Source organism: Corynebacterium sp. H130, assembly GCF_037572395.1.
Lineage (GTDB): Bacteria > Actinomycetota > Actinomycetes > Mycobacteriales > Mycobacteriaceae > Corynebacterium.
Map to the genome: position 1 here is coordinate 1 of NZ_JBBHLA010000004.1, position 16,979 is coordinate 16,979.

The 16,979-nt window shown below is 59.3% G+C and carries 14 protein-coding genes and 1 rRNA gene; 6 read left to right on the plus strand and 9 right to left on the minus strand.

Annotated elements, in window-relative coordinates; genetic code table 11:
• From rrf to WG939_RS08140, 3 genes are all read left to right on the plus strand, one after another.
• Window positions 1–113, plus strand: a 5S ribosomal RNA gene (rrf, locus tag WG939_RS08130); the annotation flags it as partial.
• Between the two features lie 160 nt (window positions 114–273).
• Entirely contained in the window at window positions 274–792 is a 519-nt protein-coding gene (locus WG939_RS08135; RefSeq protein WP_339984575.1) for a gluconokinase, read from the plus strand.
• Complete coding sequence (locus WG939_RS08140; protein WP_339984578.1) at window positions 789–2,174, plus strand: GntP family permease; 1,386 nt, start codon at window positions 789–791, stop codon at window positions 2,172–2,174. The genes WG939_RS08135 and WG939_RS08140 overlap by 4 nt, the downstream gene beginning before the upstream one ends.
• Before the next feature lie 65 nt (window positions 2,175–2,239).
• On the opposite strand, the gene WG939_RS08145 is transcribed toward WG939_RS08140, so the two are convergent.
• From WG939_RS08145 to WG939_RS08155, 3 genes are read right to left on the minus strand one after another with little or no spacing between them, the layout of a single operon-like run.
• Window positions 2,240–2,539, minus strand: coding sequence for a FluC/FEX family fluoride channel (locus WG939_RS08145; RefSeq protein ID WP_339984580.1), 300 nt, complete (start codon window positions 2,537–2,539; stop codon window positions 2,240–2,242).
• Window positions 2,536–2,832, minus strand: a complete 297-nt coding sequence (locus WG939_RS08150; protein ID WP_339984583.1) for a CrcB family protein — start codon at window positions 2,830–2,832, stop codon at window positions 2,536–2,538. The genes WG939_RS08145 and WG939_RS08150 overlap by 4 nt, the downstream gene beginning before the upstream one ends.
• A gap of 16 nt (window positions 2,833–2,848) precedes the next feature.
• Window positions 2,849–4,267 carry an alanine/glycine:cation symporter family protein gene (locus WG939_RS08155; RefSeq protein ID WP_339984585.1) on the minus strand — a complete coding sequence of 473 codons (1,419 nt, stop codon included), beginning with the start codon at window positions 4,265–4,267 and terminating at the stop codon, window positions 2,849–2,851.
• Window positions 4,268–4,495: 228 nt separating this feature from the next.
• Here WG939_RS08155 and pgm point away from each other — a divergent pair, with 228 nt between their 5' ends.
• From pgm to WG939_RS08170, 3 genes are read left to right on the plus strand one after another with little or no spacing between them, the layout of a single operon-like run.
• Window positions 4,496–6,157 carry a phosphoglucomutase (alpha-D-glucose-1,6-bisphosphate-dependent) gene (gene pgm / locus WG939_RS08160; protein WP_339984587.1) on the plus strand — a complete coding sequence of 554 codons (1,662 nt, stop codon included), beginning with the start codon at window positions 4,496–4,498 and terminating at the stop codon, window positions 6,155–6,157.
• A gap of 34 nt (window positions 6,158–6,191) precedes the next feature.
• Window positions 6,192–6,635 (plus strand): MauE/DoxX family redox-associated membrane protein, encoded by a 444-nt coding sequence (locus WG939_RS08165; protein ID WP_339984590.1) that lies wholly within the window; start codon window positions 6,192–6,194, stop codon window positions 6,633–6,635.
• Window positions 6,636–6,665: 30 nt separating this feature from the next.
• On the plus strand, window positions 6,666–7,388 hold the full coding sequence (locus tag WG939_RS08170) for a DsbA family protein (RefSeq protein ID WP_339984593.1): 723 nt from the start codon (window positions 6,666–6,668) through the stop codon (window positions 7,386–7,388).
• A 246-nt stretch (window positions 7,389–7,634) separates the two neighbouring features.
• On the opposite strand, the gene WG939_RS08175 is transcribed toward WG939_RS08170, so the two are convergent.
• From WG939_RS08175 to WG939_RS08200, 6 genes are all read right to left on the minus strand, one after another.
• Window positions 7,635–9,419 (minus strand): ATP-binding cassette domain-containing protein, encoded by a 1,785-nt coding sequence (locus tag WG939_RS08175; protein ID WP_339984596.1) that lies wholly within the window; start codon window positions 9,417–9,419, stop codon window positions 7,635–7,637.
• Window positions 9,416–10,135, minus strand: a complete 720-nt coding sequence (modA, locus tag WG939_RS08180; protein WP_339984598.1) for a molybdate ABC transporter substrate-binding protein — start codon at window positions 10,133–10,135, stop codon at window positions 9,416–9,418. The genes WG939_RS08175 and modA overlap by 4 nt, the downstream gene beginning before the upstream one ends.
• Window positions 10,136–10,249: 114 nt before the next feature.
• Entirely contained in the window at window positions 10,250–11,026 is a 777-nt protein-coding gene (narI, locus tag WG939_RS08185) for a respiratory nitrate reductase subunit gamma (protein ID WP_339984600.1), read from the minus strand.
• The gene (narJ, locus tag WG939_RS08190) at window positions 11,023–11,706 is read right to left on the minus strand and encodes a nitrate reductase molybdenum cofactor assembly chaperone (protein ID WP_339984602.1); all 684 of its coding nucleotides are present in this window, start codon (window positions 11,704–11,706) and stop codon (window positions 11,023–11,025) included. The genes narI and narJ overlap by 4 nt, the downstream gene beginning before the upstream one ends.
• A 2-nt stretch (window positions 11,707–11,708) precedes the next feature.
• Entirely contained in the window at window positions 11,709–13,289 is a 1,581-nt protein-coding gene (gene narH, locus WG939_RS08195; protein WP_339984604.1) for a nitrate reductase subunit beta, read from the minus strand.
• A complete protein-coding gene (locus tag WG939_RS08200) occupies window positions 13,289–16,972 on the minus strand; it encodes a nitrate reductase subunit alpha (RefSeq protein ID WP_339984606.1) in 3,684 nt (1,227 codons plus the stop codon). The genes narH and WG939_RS08200 overlap by 1 nt, the downstream gene beginning before the upstream one ends.
• Window positions 16,973–16,979 lie beyond the last annotated feature (7 nt).

The window sequence follows — 16,979 nt, forward strand, 5'->3', positions numbered from 1 at the left end:
TGGTTGATAGCGTAAGGGAAACGCCCGGTCCCATTCCGAACCCGGAAGCTAAGCCTTACTGCGCCGATGGTACTGCACCTGGGAGGGTGTGGGAGAGTAGGACACCGCCGACCAAAAACTTTATAAAAACAGAAAGACCCAGGGAAAAACCCCTGGGTCTTTCGCCATTTTTGCTCTCAATAGACGTGATTGTGTTCATATAAATCTATTTTGGTGTTTTGGTCCATTAGGCGCATACTGAACTAATAATAATTTGTCTACAAGGAGGGTTTGATGGACCATCAACCTATTCACCTCGTGCTCATGGGGGTCAGTGGCTGTGGCAAAACTTCGGTAGCCCGCGCACTGGCTCAGCGCCTGTCGTGGCCGTACGCCGAGGCTGACGATTTTCATCCGCAGGAAAACAAGGACAAGATGGCCGCAGGCATCGCCTTGAATGATGACGACCGATGGCCTTGGCTCGAAAGCTTAAGTCGTTGGATGAGTGCCAATGCAATGGCTGGCAACAGTACAGTCGTGACTTGCTCTGCTTTAAAGAAGTCCTACCGTGACTTGCTTTCGCGGTCCTCTGGGAAAGTGTTCTTCGTGCACCTTTCTGGCCCTCAGGAGCTCATTGCACAGCGCATGAGCGCACGTACGGGTCATTTCATGCCAACCACGCTTCTTCCTTCGCAGTTTGCCACTCTTGAACAGCTTGGCGAAGAAGAAAACGGCATTACCTTGGACATCAATGCCTCAGTTAACGAGTTGGCTGATCAGGTAATTGCTGCAGTGAAGGGACTTCGCAAATGAATTCCTTGATTCTCGCTGCTGACTCGGCACCATTGACCGCGGCCCCTAGTGGTCAATTGATCTTCGCCGCTTGCCTTGGCATCGCAGCAATTATCCTGCTGATTACCGTTGCCAAGATTCATCCATTCCTGTCCCTGATGCTCGGATCTGCCACCTTGGCGCTGACCGCAGGCATCCCACTGGGCAAGACTTTCTCGTCGTTTAGCTCCGGTCTTGGATCTACCGTCGGCGGCGTCGGCGTCCTCATTGCGCTAGGCGCGATTATTGGTGCGCTTCTGGTCAGCTCGGGCGGCGCTGATGAGATCGTGGATACGTTCCTCGGTTCGACGAGCGTAGGGAAGCTGCCGTGGGTTATGGCTATGCTGGCCTTCATCATCGGCATCCCGCTGTTTTTCGAGGTCGGCCTCGTTCTGCTGATTCCAGTGGTCATGCTGGTGGCACGTCGCACGAAGACTCCAGTGATCCTGCTGGGTATTCCAGCACTGGCGGGTCTGTCCGCGCTTCACGGCCTTGTGCCACCGCACCCTGGCCCGCTGATCGCTATTGATGCGCTGAAGGCAAATCTTGGCATGACGCTGGGCTTCGGCCTCCTTGTTGCGATCCCGACCGTGATCATCTCTGGCCCTATCGCTGCGAAAATGATGGTCAAATGGGTGCCAATCGAGGCACCTGGCACCTTCGATGCGAAGGCTCCAATTGCCCGCGAAGACCGACCAAGCTTCGTCACTGCGCTATCCGTGATCCTCCTGCCGGTTGTTTTGATGCTGGCCAACACCATTGCGGAGACGACGGGTGTCGACCCGAAGTCCGGCCTTGGCACCGCTTTCGGCTTCGTTGGTAGCCCACTCGTCGCGCTCCTGATCACTGCTCTCTACGCCATGGTTGTTCTTGGTCTGCGGGTAGGGAAGAACCTCAAGGAAGTTTCTGACATCGTTGGCGGGTCCTTCGGCCCGATCGCCGGCATCTTGCTCATCGTGGGCGCCGGGGGCGGTTTCAAGCAGACCCTCGTTGACTCGGGCGTCGCAAAGGTGATCGGTGAGTGGATCCAGGGTGCTCCGCTGTCCCCACTGGTCGCTGGATGGCTCGTGGCTGTCGCCGTACGCCTCGCAACCGGTTCCGCTACCGTCTCCACCATCACCACCGCGGGCATCATGGCTCCTGTTGCCGCTGCGGGCATGTCGGACACCCACATTGCGCTGCTGGTGCTGGCCATCGGCGCTGGCTCTGTCTTCCTCTCCCACGTCAACGACGCCGGCTTCTGGCTTGTCAAGGAATACTTCGGCATGACCATCGGCGAAACCTTCAAGACGTGGTCCCTCATGGAAACCATCCTGTCGGTTGTCGGTCTGCTGTCCGTGCTGCTGCTCGGCCTGGTGGTCTAGCCCGCGCTTCTCGACGACTAAAGCGGTGATCCTTCACAACGAAAGGTCACCGCTTTTCTCTTTGCCTAGTTGAACAACGCCACAATCACAGCGCCGCCCGCAACCTGGATTGCAAGATATCCCAAGCCCTTGCGGGCTGGCAGCGTGCCAACCTCCTTGGCTAGCGTCGACCAGGTGGATAGTGCGCCGGCGAGACCGGCCCCAAGAAACACGGGAGCGATCGTGTGAGACGTTGCCCAGCCAAGCAGGGCGCAGGCGAGCATGTTGGCCACGAAGGTGCCCCACAATGGTGGCAGTGTGCGAGATAAGAACAAGCGGCCCACTCCGCCGATCGCACCACCCAGAAAGACCTGAAGCAAAGTCATGTCGCTGACCTTTCCGCAAACAGGTTGCCAACGTGCCAGGCTCCCAGGCAAAGGACTACCGTGACAGCCATGGCGATGGGATCGCGGGACAGTTCAAAAGCACTGAAGGTGGTGAAACCGCCCATGACGCCAGTTCCCCAAAACAGGCCCGGACGAAGCCTGCCCATGAGAAAACACCCCAGCACGTTGATGGCAACCGTGACCCAGATGGTGGGGCCACCAAGGGCTAGAAACGCATAGCGGGCCACGGCACCGATACCGGCGCCGCAGCCCGCTTTCAGGTAATCCTTCACATCTTAAGTAGTTTAGCTACTTCCAGTCGGTCTTTTGATCCACCAGGAACTGCGCCACGTCTTCGTGGGAAGCGCGAAGCTTTGGATCGAACTTAAGATAAGCCAGTGTTTCACGCGCCACCAGGCCAGACAGCAGGATCAGGCCAATCAGGTTTGGAAGCGCCATCAGGCCGTTTGCAAGGTCAGCCAGGGTCCACACGGTTTCCAGCTCAGTGGTTGCGCCGAAGAACACCACCACGGTGAAGATCAGGCGGTAGGGGAGGGCGCCGTGGCGTCCAACCAGGCGCTCCATGCAGCGCTCGCCATAGTAGGACCAGCCGATGATCGTCGAAAAGGCGAAGAATACGAGGGAAACGGAAACGATCATGCCGCCGTAGTGGCCAGGCAAGCCGGTGGCAAAGGCATCGGAGGTCATCGTGCCGGCGTGTTCCTTACCCTGATTCCAGGTGCCGGTGGAGATGATCACGAGGCCGGTGAAGGACACCACGATCAGGGTGTCGATGAAGGTTTGGGTCATGGACACCAGACCCTGGCGGACTGGGTGGGAAGTCTTGGCTGCAGCGGCGGCGATCGACGCGGAACCCATGCCGGACTCGTTAGAGAAAATGCCGCGGGCAACACCCATTTGCAGGGCGATCATGATGGAGGAACCAAGGAAGCCACCAGCTGCAGCGGTGCCGGTGAAGGCATCGGTGAAGACGAGGGCCAGTGCGCCTGGGATCTTCTCAGCATTAATAATGAGCACCACGATTGCGCCGACAATGTACAGCAGAATCATCAGCGGAACGAAAGCTGCGGTGACTTTACCAATCGACTGGATACCGCCCAGGAGAACGGCGCCCAGCGCAACGAACATGATGATGCCCGAAATGTGAGGTTCGATGCCGAAAGCGTCATGCAAACCTGTAGCTACAGCGTTGGCCTGCGTGAGGTTGCCGATGCCGAAGCTAGCGATGATGGCGAAGACGGTGAAGGATAGGCCGAGGATCTTGCCTACTGGCCCCTTGATGCCCTTCTCTAGGTAGTACTGAGGGCCACCAGATTGTTCGCCGGCGCTGTCAGTGGTACGGAATCGGACACCGAGGAAGGCTTCGGTGTATTTCGACGCCATGCCCACGAGGCCAGTAACCCACATCCAGAACAGCGAGCCAGGGCCGCCGACCGAAATTGCGGTTGCGACGCCCACGATGTTGCCCACGCCCACGGTGGCGGCCAGTGCGGTGGTTAGCGCCTGGTAATTGGTGATGTCACCTTCACCGCTTTGGTCATTGCGGTCGATCAGTCCATGGCGCAACGCAGTGAAAAGGGTTCGGAACTGCAGGCCGCGGAGCCGTACCGTCAGGATCAGACCGGTGCCCAAAAGAAGCGGAATGAGGAAGAAAGGACCCCATACAAAAGAATCGATGTCACCCAAAAGGGTGTTGAAATCTGACATATATCCTTCCCTCTGCCGCTGTATGTTCTACGCCCCCATGCATAGTTTGGGGTGATGTGGATAACATTCTGCCGTGCGAGGTGGGAAAAGGGAAGTGCCAATCCCCCCGTTATGCACCCGAATGAGGAAAATGACGGGGTGGAGGGCCTCTCATCCCCTGCGAGGGCGCAGGTAAACGGGAAAGATGGAAAGCGTACCCAGGTATCAATTCGCGTGAAGGAGAACAGCATGGCACACGAGCGTGCGGGACAACCGGCCAAGTCCGAGGATCTCATCGATATTGCGGCACTGGTCGCCGCGTACTACACCCTGGAACCGGACGTGGAGAATCCGGATCAGCAGGTAGCCTTCGGCACCTCCGGCCACCGTGGCTCCGCGTTTGATACTGCTTTCAATGAAAACCACATCATTGCGATCACCCAGGCGATCGTGGAGTACCGCAAGCAGCAGGGCATCGAAGGTCCGCTGTTTATCGGCCGTGACACTCACGCGCTGTCCGAACCGGCCATGCTGTCCGCCCTCGAGGTGCTGCTGGCCACCGATATTGAGGTCTACGTTGACGACCGTGGCCGCTACACCCCGACCCCGGCAGTCTCCCACGCGATCTTGTCCTACAACGCCAAGCTTGAGGGTGGTGTGCTCGGCAACTCGCCTGAGCGTGCCGACGGCATTGTGATCACCCCGTCCCACAACCCACCGCGAGACGGCGGCTTCAAGTACAACCCTCCTCACGGTGGACCTGCTGATACTGACGCCACCGATTGGATTGCCAAGCGTGCCAATGAGCTACTTGCTAACGAGCTTGAGGGGATTGAGCTCACCCGTGTCGACGGTGTATTGGATGAGCGCGCGACGCCGTACAACTACTTGGATTCCTACGTTGACGACCTGCCAAACGTGATCAACATTGAGGCCATCAAGAAGGCTGGCATCCGCATCGGCGCTGACCCAATGGGTGGGGCATCGGTCGACTACTGGGGTGCGATCGCCGAGAAGCACGGTCTCGATCTGACCGTCGTGAACCCGGATGTGGACGCCACCTGGCGTTTCATGACCCTGGATACCGATGGCAAGATCCGCATGGACTGCTCCTCGCCAAACGCCATGGCATCTCTTATCCAGAACCGCGACAAGTTCGATATCGCCACCGGCAACGACGCAGATTCGGACCGCCACGGCATCGTCACTCCGGATGCGGGCCTGATGAACCCGAACCACTACCTGGCTGTCGCCATCGACTACCTCTTCGCCAACCGTCCGGGCTGGGGTGAGAACACTGCCGTCGGCAAGACGCTCGTGTCTTCCTCCATGATTGACCGCGTCGTCGCTGCCCTCGGCCGCGAGCTCGTCGAGGTTCCGGTCGGATTCAAGTGGTTCGTGCCTGGCCTTATCGACGGCTCCGTCGGTTTCGGCGGTGAGGAGTCTGCGGGTGCGTCTTTCCTTCGCCATGACGGCACTGTGTGGTCTACCGACAAGGATGGCATCATTCTCGACCTGCTTGCTGCGGAAATCCTTGCGGTAACCGGCAAGACCCCATCCCAGCGCTACGCTGAGCTGGCCGAGCAGTATGGCGCTCCTGCATATGCACGCACGGATGCTGAGGCGAACCGCGAGCAGAAGGCCGTGCTGAAGAAGCTGTCCCCGGAGCAGGTGACCGCCACCGAGCTGGCTGGCGAGCCGATCGTGGCTAAGATGACTGAGGCTCCTGGTAATGGCGCAGCCATTGGTGGGCTTAAAGTCACAACCGAAAATGCTTGGTTTGCCGCCCGCCCATCTGGTACTGAGGATAAGTACAAGATCTATGCCGAGTCTTTCAAGGGTGAAGAGCACTTGAAGCAGGTCCAGCAGGAAGCTCAGCAGCTAGTTTCGGCGGTTCTCGAAAACTCCTAGCGAGCTGGCAGGAACAACCGAAAGAAATGTATATATGTCAACTAAAGTGAGTGTTGCAATCCTCAGTGCCTTCTCGAGGTTCGGATTGGCGCTCATCTGGTTGGTATCTGGGATCCAGAAAATGCTGAATCCCATGGAGTTTCGGCAATCCATCGAGGCGTACGAAATCTTTTCACCTCCGCTGGTGTCGGTAGTTGCCATGCTGCTTCCACCAGTTGAGGTGGTGCTTGGACTGTTTCTGCTGATTGGGCTGTTCGTGGTGCCCTCTGCCGTGGTGACTGCACTGATCATGGCAGGGTTCATCGTCGGTGTAGCCTCCGCTGCGGTACGTGGACTTCAGATAGACTGTGGCTGTTTTTCCCCAGGTGACGGTGAGCCCAGCTCGTTGGGGCTGGTGATTGCACGAGATGTCCTATTTTTGGCGATGGCCATCTGGGCGATACTATCTCCATATAGAAAACTTGCACTTCATCCGTAGTTGACGTGCCTAATGCAAAGCGAGACGAACATGAGTAACAAGATCAAGAACCCAAATGAAAAGGGCAATGGCTTTTTGTGGGCTTTGCTCGCAGTGTTGCTGATCGCCGCGGTCATCGTCGGCTACATCTTCATGAGCAACAAGGACTCCAAGATTGAAAAGGTCACTCAGGGCATCGAAAAGACCGATGTCAATGTCGAGATGACTATGACGAACAACGCGTACCAGCTCAAGTCTTCCAAGTCGACGAGCTCGACCCCTCAGGTCGATCTGTACGAGGACTTCTCTTGCCCTCACTGTGCCGATCTGGCCATCGCTACTGACGGTGACATGCTGAAGGCAATTGAAGCCGGCGAGCTGATCGTCAATGTGCGCACCCTGAACTTCCTTGATGGTGAGGCTACGGATGGTCACTCTACCCGCGCAGGGGATGCCCTGATGATTGCTGCGCAGCAGGGCGATGCAGATGTGTACTGGAACTTCCGCGACATGCTGATGAAGAAGCAGGCCGACATCTACGCCAAGTGGGAGATGAAGGACTTCGCTGAGGCTGCGCGCCAGGTGGGCGCCAACGACGAAACCGTGAAGAAGATCGCCGAGGCTCCAAAGGAGCACACCGAGGCAATTGCGATGTTCCGCGCCAACGAAGAGAAGCTGAAGACGGAAACTGGCAAGGTTTCCTCTCCTCGCATCATCAAGAATGGCAAGGACATCAACGACCTGAAGAATTGGGTCGCTGAAGCCAAGAAGTAAAACACCAAAAGAACTCCTCCACAGCAATGTGGAGGAGTTCTTTTATGGGTTAGGTAGCAAAATGTGCGTCTGGTTGGACTAGCCCGCTACCACTTTGACGAGTCTGTTTTGACGAAGATTGCAGGACAGGCTGGGCGGTGAGATGCGACGACCTTGATTCTTCGTCAAAGCAACTTCGTCAAACACACCACCCCCTCAGAGTCGCTCTCCAGGATTCACGCGAATCGACCGACCAATTGGCATGCCCTATCTCCCGATGACTCCCGGGACGACGCGCACCTGCAACGCCTTGAGCCTCGCAATGACAGATGAGCCGGGCGTCAGCTTGAGCTCCGAAGCAGAATGCGGGGTGACGTCAGCGAAGAATTGCCCGCCACCGGCATTGATGACCACACGCACGTAGGAGCCGTGGTGGCTCAGCGCTGCGACAGTTCCTGGCAGAGCGTTTCGAGAAGAGCTCTTCCCTTGCACCCCCGGGGGCTCCACGCTGACAGCACGGGGCGAGAACAAGGCCGTTACAGACTCATCGACGCTAAGTGGCACATCCGTCTGCCCCTGGACCTCAACACTGCCACACGTCAGTGTGACCACCTCATCCACCTGAGTAACCACACCAGAAAGCGCACACAACCCCGCAAATTCAGCGACGAAACTAGAGGAAGGGGCCGCCAAAATACGCGCAGGGACACCCGACTGAGTGATCTGGCCATCCTCGACTACCAGGAGCTGATCGGCCAGCAGTGCAACGTCAACCGGATCGTGGGTCACCATCAGCACCGGAATGTCTGACAAACGAGTGCGAAGGACATCACGCAGCATTGAAGCGGAGGAAGCGTCGACGGCGGCCAAGGGCTCGTCGAGAAGCAAAATCTGCGGCGAGGCAGCCAGCGCACGCGCCAAAGACACCCGCGCAGCCTGACCACCCGAAATTTCTGAGGGGTAGCGGTGCGCGAGATCCGTGGCTCCAACCGCAGCGAGCTCGCTCCAGGCTCTAACGCGGTCGCGGCAGGCAAAGCGCACGTTTTCCAGCACAGTCATATTTGGGAATAGGGCGGGGTATTGGGTGAGGATGATGGCGTCGCGAAGGCGGGGGCGCAGGCGCCGGAGCAGCGTTGTCTTTCCCGCGCCATTGGGGCCGATCACCGTGGTCCACCCGGAAAACTTCAGAGTGCGATCATCCACGGTGACGGTTTGAGGCGGCGCCACAGCCGGAGGAAGTTCAATGATGTCCGGCAGGGCTTGTCGACGGCCACTGCGCGCCTTCGCCAGCAGCCACGGCGTCACCCCTGACAAGGCCACCAAAAACGTTGCCAGACCGAGCAGGATGGCCGCCAGAGCCAGCGCAAGCTCTGGTTGGGCCTCTCTTTCCAGGTAGATGGCCAGAGGCATAGTGCGAGTGATGCCAGGCATCGAGCCAGCGAAGGTGAGTGTGGCCCCGAATTCTCCCAGGGCGCGTGCCATCGCGAGCGCCGTGCCGGACAATACCGATGGGGCGATGAGCGGAAGAATCACCTGAAAAAGCGTTCGGTTACGCCCCGCGCCGAGCCCGCGTGCTGCCTCTACATAACGTACATCCAGGCTTTTCAGTGCGGACTCTGTGCTGAGGACGAGGAAGGGCAGTCCAACAAAGATTTGGGCCAGGATGACCGATGCGGTGGAAAAAGCGAAGAACTCGCCGATAGCTGGAAACGTCGAGCCGATCCAACTGCGCCGGCCAAAGGCGGATAGCAGCGCAAGACCTCCCACGACCGGCGGCATCGTCATCGGGACGACGACGAGCACTCGCAGGGCTGGAGCAAAGCGCCCCGCGCGCGACAATGCGATGGCCAGGGGGATTCCGATGACGACGATAATCAGCGTGGCAACCAGGGAGGTTTTCACCGATAGCCATAGCGCAGCGGCACCTTCGGTGGATCCTAGCAACCTAGGGATTTCAGGCCAGGGAACGTCGCTAAGCAGGGCAAGCAGTGGAATGCCCAGGATCGCTAGCGCGATGATCGCGGGGGCGTAGACCCAACGTGGCGCGGTCATGGGGCGCCGAAACCGAACTCTTGGAGTCGGGCTTTACCTGCGTCGCTGAGCAGATACTCGGTGAAGGGATTATCGCCGGTGAGGTTCGCGATCATATAGTCGCTGCGAACCTGCTCGGCCCCCGGAATGTCGACGGCATGGAAGGAACCTGCATCAGTGCGGTACACAATCCCAGCGTCCGCCTGGCCACTGCGGACCTTACCCACCACATCAGTAACTTTTTGCTCCTCGCTTACCGGACGCAGCTGCCATTCAAACTGGCTGAGCACCTTCTTCGTGGTCGCGCCACACGGAACTTGCTCGGCGCAGACTACAGTCTTCACCTCATTCAGGCGCTGATCGACCGCGGAAATCCCGTGGGGATTGTCGGGCGCCGTGATGAGGACCAGGGAATTCGTGGCAAAAGGGGAGGCTGACACGGACAGCTTTTCTTGCGCGCGCTCCATCGAGCGCCGGTCAGCGGTGGCGAGGACATCGGCCGGCGCCCCGGCCGCAATTTGGTCAACCAGGTTCTGCGACCCATCAAACGAGACCACAACGTCCAGGTCCGGGTGCAGCTTTTCGACGTCCTTCTCAATTTCCTTGAAGCTAGTGTGCAAGCTAGCTGCAGCAAATACTGTGAGGGGCCGCTTTTCAGATTGTTGACCGCAGGCCGTGAGGCCAAGCACGCCGGTCAGCGCGACAATCAACGCAGGCGCGAGCAATTTCTTCCGCATCTTCCACCTTTCTTGATGTCCAGAGTAGTCGGTGGGCACAGACGACTAACCTCCCGAAACATCTTTTGATGTCTCGGGAGGTAGAGGTTCCCTTTTTCCGTCAGTTCCGTAAAGCTATGCGCCTTCGCCAGGGATCTGGCCGTCAGCGCGCTTGTTGGTGGACACCGGTGCCCAACCCTTGTTGCTTGGCAGGGTGCTGGTGTGTGGGGTGCGGGAGCGGTACACCACGTATGGGCGGGTGGTGTACTGCAATGGCGGGGTCATCGCGTGTACGAGCCTGGTGAACGGCCACACCATGAACAGCAGGAACCCTGCCACGATGTGGAGCTTGAAGGACATCGGTACGTCCGCCATCAGGGATGGGTCTGCTTGGAAGCTGAACACTCCGCGCAGCCATGGGGAGATTGTCTCACGGTAGTCGTATCCGTGGGAGCCACCAAAGATCTGATTTTGCACGGTAGCAATGGTGCCTAGGACGATAGGAACCGCCAGCATGATGTACATGATCTTGTCGTTTGTGGTAGTGGCGCGGAAGACAGACTTATCCATGCGGCGACGCCACAACAAACCAATCAGGCCGAGGATCGTAGCGATAGCCGCGATGGTGCCCGGAATCGTGGCTACCCAGTGGTACATGTGATCCGACAAACCGACTGCTCGGGTCCAGGACTTCGGAATGATCAGTCCGATGAAATGGCCCACGGCAACGAACAAAATGCCGTAGTGGAACAGCGGGGACGCAAAGCGGATCAGCTTGTTGCCCAAGAACTGGGAGCTGCGGGACGTCCAGCTGTATTGGTCATTGCGGAATCGCCAAATACTGCCAACCACCAACACGGCGACAGAAATCCACGGGAAGACGACCCACAGGAAGGTTTCAAATGCACTCATGATCGAGCCTCCGGTTCACTGGTGGGAAAGGGAAGAGCCTGGCCGACCATCTCCGTAGGCGGGCCGGCGGTAACTAGGGACAGGTAGCGCTCACGAGTTGCCTCATCGAGTTCAGGCAATGTTGCTGTGAGGGCGTCGAGTAGATGCGAATACGGACTCTTGCGATCGTGCAGGGCAGAGCGCAGCACTTCGATGCCATCGCGATGGGTGGCGAGCACTCCGGCAGCGATGCCCTCAGTTTCCTGCGCCGCAGCTTCGAGCACCACGCAAAGGTGATCGGGAAGCTCGTCCCGAGATTGCTCGAAACCACAGGCAGAGAGCATTTCTTTGAAACTGATCAAGGCAGCACCACGCTGGCGGGTATCGCCCGTTGCGTAGTACGACAGATACAAGCTGCAGCGACGACGCTGATCAAAAGTATCCACGTAGTGAGTTTGCAACTCGCGCAGGGAGTGCGACTCGGCAAAGGAAATGAATGCGCCCAGCTGTCCGGTGACGGACTCCGGGAGCTCGCCCAGAGTAGCCGACACCGCTGCAACACGATCTGCGAAGTCCTCGCTTGGATAATCCAGGAGGACAGCGCAGCTCATCCACACCACCCGATGTTGCTCATCGGTCAAGGAGACCGTGGGTGGGGCGTCGGCAAGCTGCTTGGGGCGCCCGAGAAAATTGACAACCATGGTTAATTCCTCGGGAACATTGAGTCAGGACGGGTGCCTGGCTCCCAGCTTGCCAGCGGAACTGTACCGGAGCCTGCAGCGACTTCCGTGGCAGGAACGCCGTGGAACTGGGCAGCGAAGTCGGCGCCGTTGCCCACGTAATCCTCCACTGCGCATCCCATGGCGGCGATGCCGGCAGGGGTTTCGGTGTGCGCGGTTGGGATGACGTAGCGGTCGTCGTACTTGGCGATCGCAAGCAGCTTGTACATCGCTTCCAATTGCTCGCCGGTAAGGCCCACTGCTTCAGCGATTTCCGGTGATGGTTCGCGTCCGGTGCGGACCTCGCGCATGTAAGTACGCATCGCAGCCAGGCGACGCAGCACCTTTTCCACCACGGCGGTGTCGCCTGCGGTGAACAGGGAGGCCATGTACTCGAGCGGGATACGCATCGTGGAGATTGCGGTGTACAGGATGCGGTGGTTTTCGCCATCGTTGCCAGAGGCAGTGACAGCATCGACCACTGGGGACAGTGGAGGGATGTACCACACCATCGGCAGGGTGCGGTACTCCGGGTGAAGTGGCAATGCCAGCTTGTACTCGGAGATCAGCTTCCAGACAGGGGACTGCTGAGCAGCCTCGATCCAGGATTCCGGTATACCCTCGCGTCGGGCGCCTTCGATCACTGCCGGATCGTGTGGATCCAGCATGATCGCGCGCTGTGCTTCGTAGAGGTCGTGCTCGTTTTCCGTGGCAGCGGCCTCGCCGACGCGATCGGCATCGTAGAAGATGACGCCGAGGTAGCGCAGACGGCCGACGCAGGTTTCGGAACAGATGGTTGGCTCGCCAACCTCAAGGCGTGGGTAGCACAAGGTGCACTTTTCGGCCTTGCCAGAAGCGTGGTTGAAGTAGACCTTCTTGTAAGGGCAGCCGGAGACGCACATGCGCCAGCCACGACATGCATCCTGGTCGACCAACACAATGCCGTCTTCCACGCGCTTGTACATCGCACCCGATGGGCAGGAAGACACGCAGGTTGGGTTGAGGCAGTGCTCGCAGATGCGAGGCAGGTAGAACATGAATGCGTTCTCGATCTCAGTCTTGACCTGCTCGTTCATCTTCTGCAGCACGGGATCTTCGTGCATGGTCTCCAGAGAGCCACCGAGGTCGTCATCCCAGTTGGAGGACCACTTGATGGTGTCCATTGGCTTGCCCGAGAGCTGCGAGACCGGACGTGCGGTAGGCACGTGCTTTGCGCCCGCTGGAGTGGACAGGAGCTTGTCGTACTCGTAGGACCATGGCTCGTAGTAGTCGTCCAGATCTGGCATGTCCGGGTTGGCGAAGATGGTGGCGAGCTTCTTCAAGCGTCCACCGGAGCGAGGCTTGAGCTTGCCGTCCTTGGTGCGAACCCAGCCACCCTTGTACTTGTCCTGGTCTTCCCACTGCTTCGGGTAGCCGACACCCGGGCGGGTTTCGACGTTGTTGAACCAGACGTACTCGGTGCCGCCACGGTTGGTCCAGGCCTGCTTGCAGGTGACTGAGCACGTGTGGCAGCCGATGCACTTGTCCAGGTTCATGACCATGGTGATTTGTGCCATGACCTTCATTAGTATTCAACCTCCTGGGAGCGGCGACGCAGGATGGTGACTTCGTCGCGCTGATTGCCGGTCGGGCCGGTGTAGTTAAACGCATAGGCGTGCTGGGCGTAGCCACCAATGAGGTGCGATGGCTTGATCAGGATGCGGGTGAGGGCGTTGTGAATACCACCGCGCTTTCCGGAGGTTTCGGCCACCGGCACACCCACTGTGCGCTCTTGCGCGTGGTGCATGTACACCGTGCCTTCCGGCATGCGGTGAGACACAACTGCGCGGGCGGCGATGACGCCGTTGCGGTTGTAGCCTTCCACCCAGTCGTTGTCCTTCACACCGATCTTCGCAGCGTCTGCAGGGGACATCCACACGGTCTGGCCACCGCGAGACAGTGCCAGCATGTGCAGGTTGTCGAAGTACTGCGAGTGGATCGCCCACTTGTTGTGTGGGGTCAGGTAGCGCACGGCCACCTCTGCGACCCCGTCTGCGCCGGTGCTGGTGGCGCCGATGGCCGACTCACCGTACAGGTGGTGCAGGTCAAGTGGTGGTCGGAAGACTGGCAGAGCCTCGCCGATGTCGCGCATCCAGTCGTGATCTAGGTAGTAGTGCTGGCGACCGGTGAGCGTGTGGAACGGCTTGGAACGCTCGATGTTGATCACGAAGGCGTTGTAGCGGCGACCGCCGTGCTCACTGCCGGACCATTCCGGCGAGGTGATCACCGGGGTTGGGCGGGAGGAGACATCCACGAAGGTTACGCGCTTACCAGCTTCTTCCTCGGACAGGTCCGACAGCTTGGTACCGGTGCGCTGTTCGATGTTCTTGAAGCCTTCCGTGGCCAGGCGACCGTTGGTGGTACCGGACAGACGCAGCACCATCTCGACGGCCTTGACGTCGGTGTCGATGAGCGCGCGGCCCGCCTTATCGACGCCATTAATTTCCTTCAGCTCTTGGATCTCGCGCGTCGGATCGAACTTCACGCCCTTGGTCATCAGGCCAACCTTCTCAGGCAGCGGACCAATCGAGTTGAACTTATCGATCACCGTGGTGTAATCGCGCTCGAACGGAATGATTTTTGGCATGGTCACGCCAGGGATCTTTGGGGTGGACTCCCACGGAGTGACGCTACCCTGTGGCGTTGCCATGGCCTCTGGGGTGTCATGGTTCAGCGGCGCAGTGATGACGTCAGTCTGGGTGCCCAGGTGCGTCTTAGCCATCTGGCTAAAGCGGCCGGCCAGGTCCTGGAACATCTGGAAGTCGCTGCGTGCTTCCCATGGTGGGTTGATCGCCGCATTGAAGGCGTGCACGTATGGGTGCATGTCGGTGGAGGAGATGTCGTTCTTCTCATACCAGGTGGCAGCAGGGAAGATGATGTCCGAGTGCAGCGTGGTGGAGGTGTTGCGGAAGTCCGCGGTGAACATCAGGTCCACCTTGCCTACAGCTGCCTCGTCACGCCAGACCATTTCCTTTGGTCGGCGATCCTCCGGCACTTCCTCGCCCTGGACTGAGTTATCGCAGCCCAGCATGTGGCGGTAGAAGTACTCGGCACCCTTCGCAGAAGAGCCCAGCAGGTTGGTGCGCCAGTTGGCGATGATGCGTGGGAAGTTCTCCGGTGCCGACGGATCTTCCACGGCGAACTTCAGCTCCCCGGATTCGATCTGCTCGACAACGAATTCCTTGATGTCCTTGCCCTGTGCTTTAGCCTGCTCCGCGATCAGCAGCGGGTTACGGTTGAATGTCGGGTAGGACGGCATCCAGCCGCGCCGGGATGCTTCCACCAGGGTGTCGGCAGTGGTCTTGCCGTCGAAGGAACCCTGGGAGAGCGGGGAGGCGATGCGATTTGCTTCGGTGCCGTCGTAACGCCACTGCTCGGTGGTGAGGTACCAGAAGCCGGTGGAGATCATGTGGCGTGGCGGGCGGACCCAGTCGAGGGCGAAGGCGAACTGCTGCCAGCCGGTGATCGGGCGAACCTTTTCCTGGCCGACGTAGTGCGCCCAGCCGCCGCCGTTCACGCCCTGGCAGCCGGTCATGGTGGTCAGCGCGAGGAAGGTGCGGTAGATCGTGTCGGAGTGGTAGAAGTGGTTCGTGCCGGCGCCCATGACGATCATGGAGCGCCCCTCGGTGTCGATCGCATTCTGCGCGAATTCGCGGCCGATGCGGATCGCGGCGTTCGCAGGAACACCGGTGTGCTCTTCCTGCCAGCCAGGGGTGCCTGGGGTGGAAGCATCGGTGTAGTCTGCTGGCCACTCGCCTGGCAGGCCGTCACGGGCCACAGCGTAGCGAGCAAGTAGCACGTCGAAAACGGTGGTGACCAGGTGCTCACCGACGCGTCGACAAGGCACGCCACGCTTCACGACGCCCGCGCCCACCGGACCCGGGTTGTTCTTGTCTGCGGGGAGATCGAAGCGTGGCAAAGAAATCTCGGCAGTTTCGCTGCCGGGCATGCCGTACACGGACATGACCGGATCCACACCATCGAGGTTGAGGTTCCACTTGCCCACGCCCTGCTCACCGTAACGGTCAGCGAGGGTGCCGCCCGGATCCTTGATGGAGCCGTCGGCCTCCATGACCAGTGGTCGGAACTCGGAGTTCTCGGTTTCTTGCAGGTTGCCGCCAACTTCGGCAGCGGTGAGGAACTTTCCTGGTACCCACTGGCCGTCCACCTGCTCCAGCTTGATTAGGAATGGCGAGTCGGTGAAGCGCTTCATGTACTCCATGAAGCGAGGAGTCTGCTGTTCGACGTGGAATTCCTTGAGGATCACGTGCCCCATTGCCAGGGCTAGAGCGCCGTCGGTACCTGGGTGGATGCGCAGCCATTCGTCGGCGAACTTGGTATTGTCCGCGTAGTCAGGGGAGACCGCGACGACCTTCTGGCCGTGGTAGCGGGCTTCCGTCATGAAGTGAGCGTCCGGGGTACGGGTCAGTGGGATGTTAGAGCCCCACATGATCAGGTAGTCGGAGTTGAACCAGTCGGCGGACTCCGGCACGTCGGTCTGGTCGCCGAAGACCTGTGGCGAAGCCATTGGCAGGTCGGCGTACCAGTCGTAGAAGGAGAGCATCGAGGAGCCGATGAGCTCGTAGAAGCGGGAACCGGCGCCATAGGAAATCATGGACATTGCCGGGATCACGGTGAAGCCCGCGATGCGGTCCGGGCCCCACTGCTTCACGGTGTAAACGTGAGCTGCGGCGACCATTTCCATGGCCTCATCCCAGCTGCATCGGACCAGGCCGCCCTTGCCACGGGCCTGCTTGTAGGCCTTGGACTTCTCGGGATCCTCCACCACATCGCGCCATGCCAGCACTGGATCGCCGAGGCGCTTCTTGGCCTCGCGGTAGTAGTCCAGCAAAATGCCGCGAACGTATGGGTAGCGGATGCGGGTTGGGGAGTAGGTGTACCAGGAGAAAGCTGCGCCACGAGGGCAGCCACGTGGCTCGTACTCAGGCATGTGTGGGCCGACCGTTGGGTAGTCAGTTTCCTGGGTCTCCCAGGTGATCACGCCGTCCTTGACGTAGACCTTCCAGGAGCAGGAACCGGTGCAGTTCACGCCGTGGGTGGAACGCACGACCTTGTCGTGGGACCAGCGCTGGCGGTAGAACTTGTCCGCCTCCCGGCCTCCTTGCAGGAAGATTTGGCGGGAGTCGTCGCTTACCTGACCTTTGCGGAGGAACCCGCCGAGGTTGAACAGGGGATTAGTTTGCGTCATTTCATTG

What these genes read in the sequence shown, in the direction of transcription:
- WG939_RS08140 (WP_339984578.1), top strand. Translation starts at nt 789, where the DNA reads ATGAATTCCTTGATTCTCGCTGCTGACTCGGCACCATTGACCGCGGCC.
- pgm (WP_339984587.1), top strand. Translation starts at nt 4,496, where the DNA reads ATGGCACACGAGCGTGCGGGACAACCGGCCAAGTCCGAGGATCTCATC.
- WG939_RS08135 (WP_339984575.1), top strand. Translation starts at nt 274, where the DNA reads ATGGACCATCAACCTATTCACCTCGTGCTCATGGGGGTCAGTGGCTGT.
- WG939_RS08155 (WP_339984585.1), bottom strand. Translation starts at nt 4,267, where the DNA reads ATGTCAGATTTCAACACCCTTTTGGGTGACATCGATTCTTTTGTATGG.
- WG939_RS08175 (WP_339984596.1), bottom strand. Translation starts at nt 9,419, where the DNA reads ATGACCGCGCCACGTTGGGTCTACGCCCCCGCGATCATCGCGCTAGCG.
- WG939_RS08200 (WP_339984606.1), bottom strand. Translation starts at nt 16,972, where the DNA reads ATGACGCAAACTAATCCCCTGTTCAACCTCGGCGGGTTCCTCCGCAAA.
- modA (WP_339984598.1), bottom strand. Translation starts at nt 10,135, where the DNA reads ATGCGGAAGAAATTGCTCGCGCCTGCGTTGATTGTCGCGCTGACCGGC.
- WG939_RS08165 (WP_339984590.1), top strand. Translation starts at nt 6,192, where the DNA reads ATGTCAACTAAAGTGAGTGTTGCAATCCTCAGTGCCTTCTCGAGGTTC.
- narH (WP_339984604.1), bottom strand. Translation starts at nt 13,289, where the DNA reads ATGAAGGTCATGGCACAAATCACCATGGTCATGAACCTGGACAAGTGC.
- narJ (WP_339984602.1), bottom strand. Translation starts at nt 11,706, where the DNA reads ATGGTTGTCAATTTTCTCGGGCGCCCCAAGCAGCTTGCCGACGCCCCA.
- narI (WP_339984600.1), bottom strand. Translation starts at nt 11,026, where the DNA reads ATGAGTGCATTTGAAACCTTCCTGTGGGTCGTCTTCCCGTGGATTTCT.
- WG939_RS08145 (WP_339984580.1), bottom strand. Translation starts at nt 2,539, where the DNA reads ATGACTTTGCTTCAGGTCTTTCTGGGTGGTGCGATCGGCGGAGTGGGC.
- WG939_RS08170 (WP_339984593.1), top strand. Translation starts at nt 6,666, where the DNA reads ATGAGTAACAAGATCAAGAACCCAAATGAAAAGGGCAATGGCTTTTTG.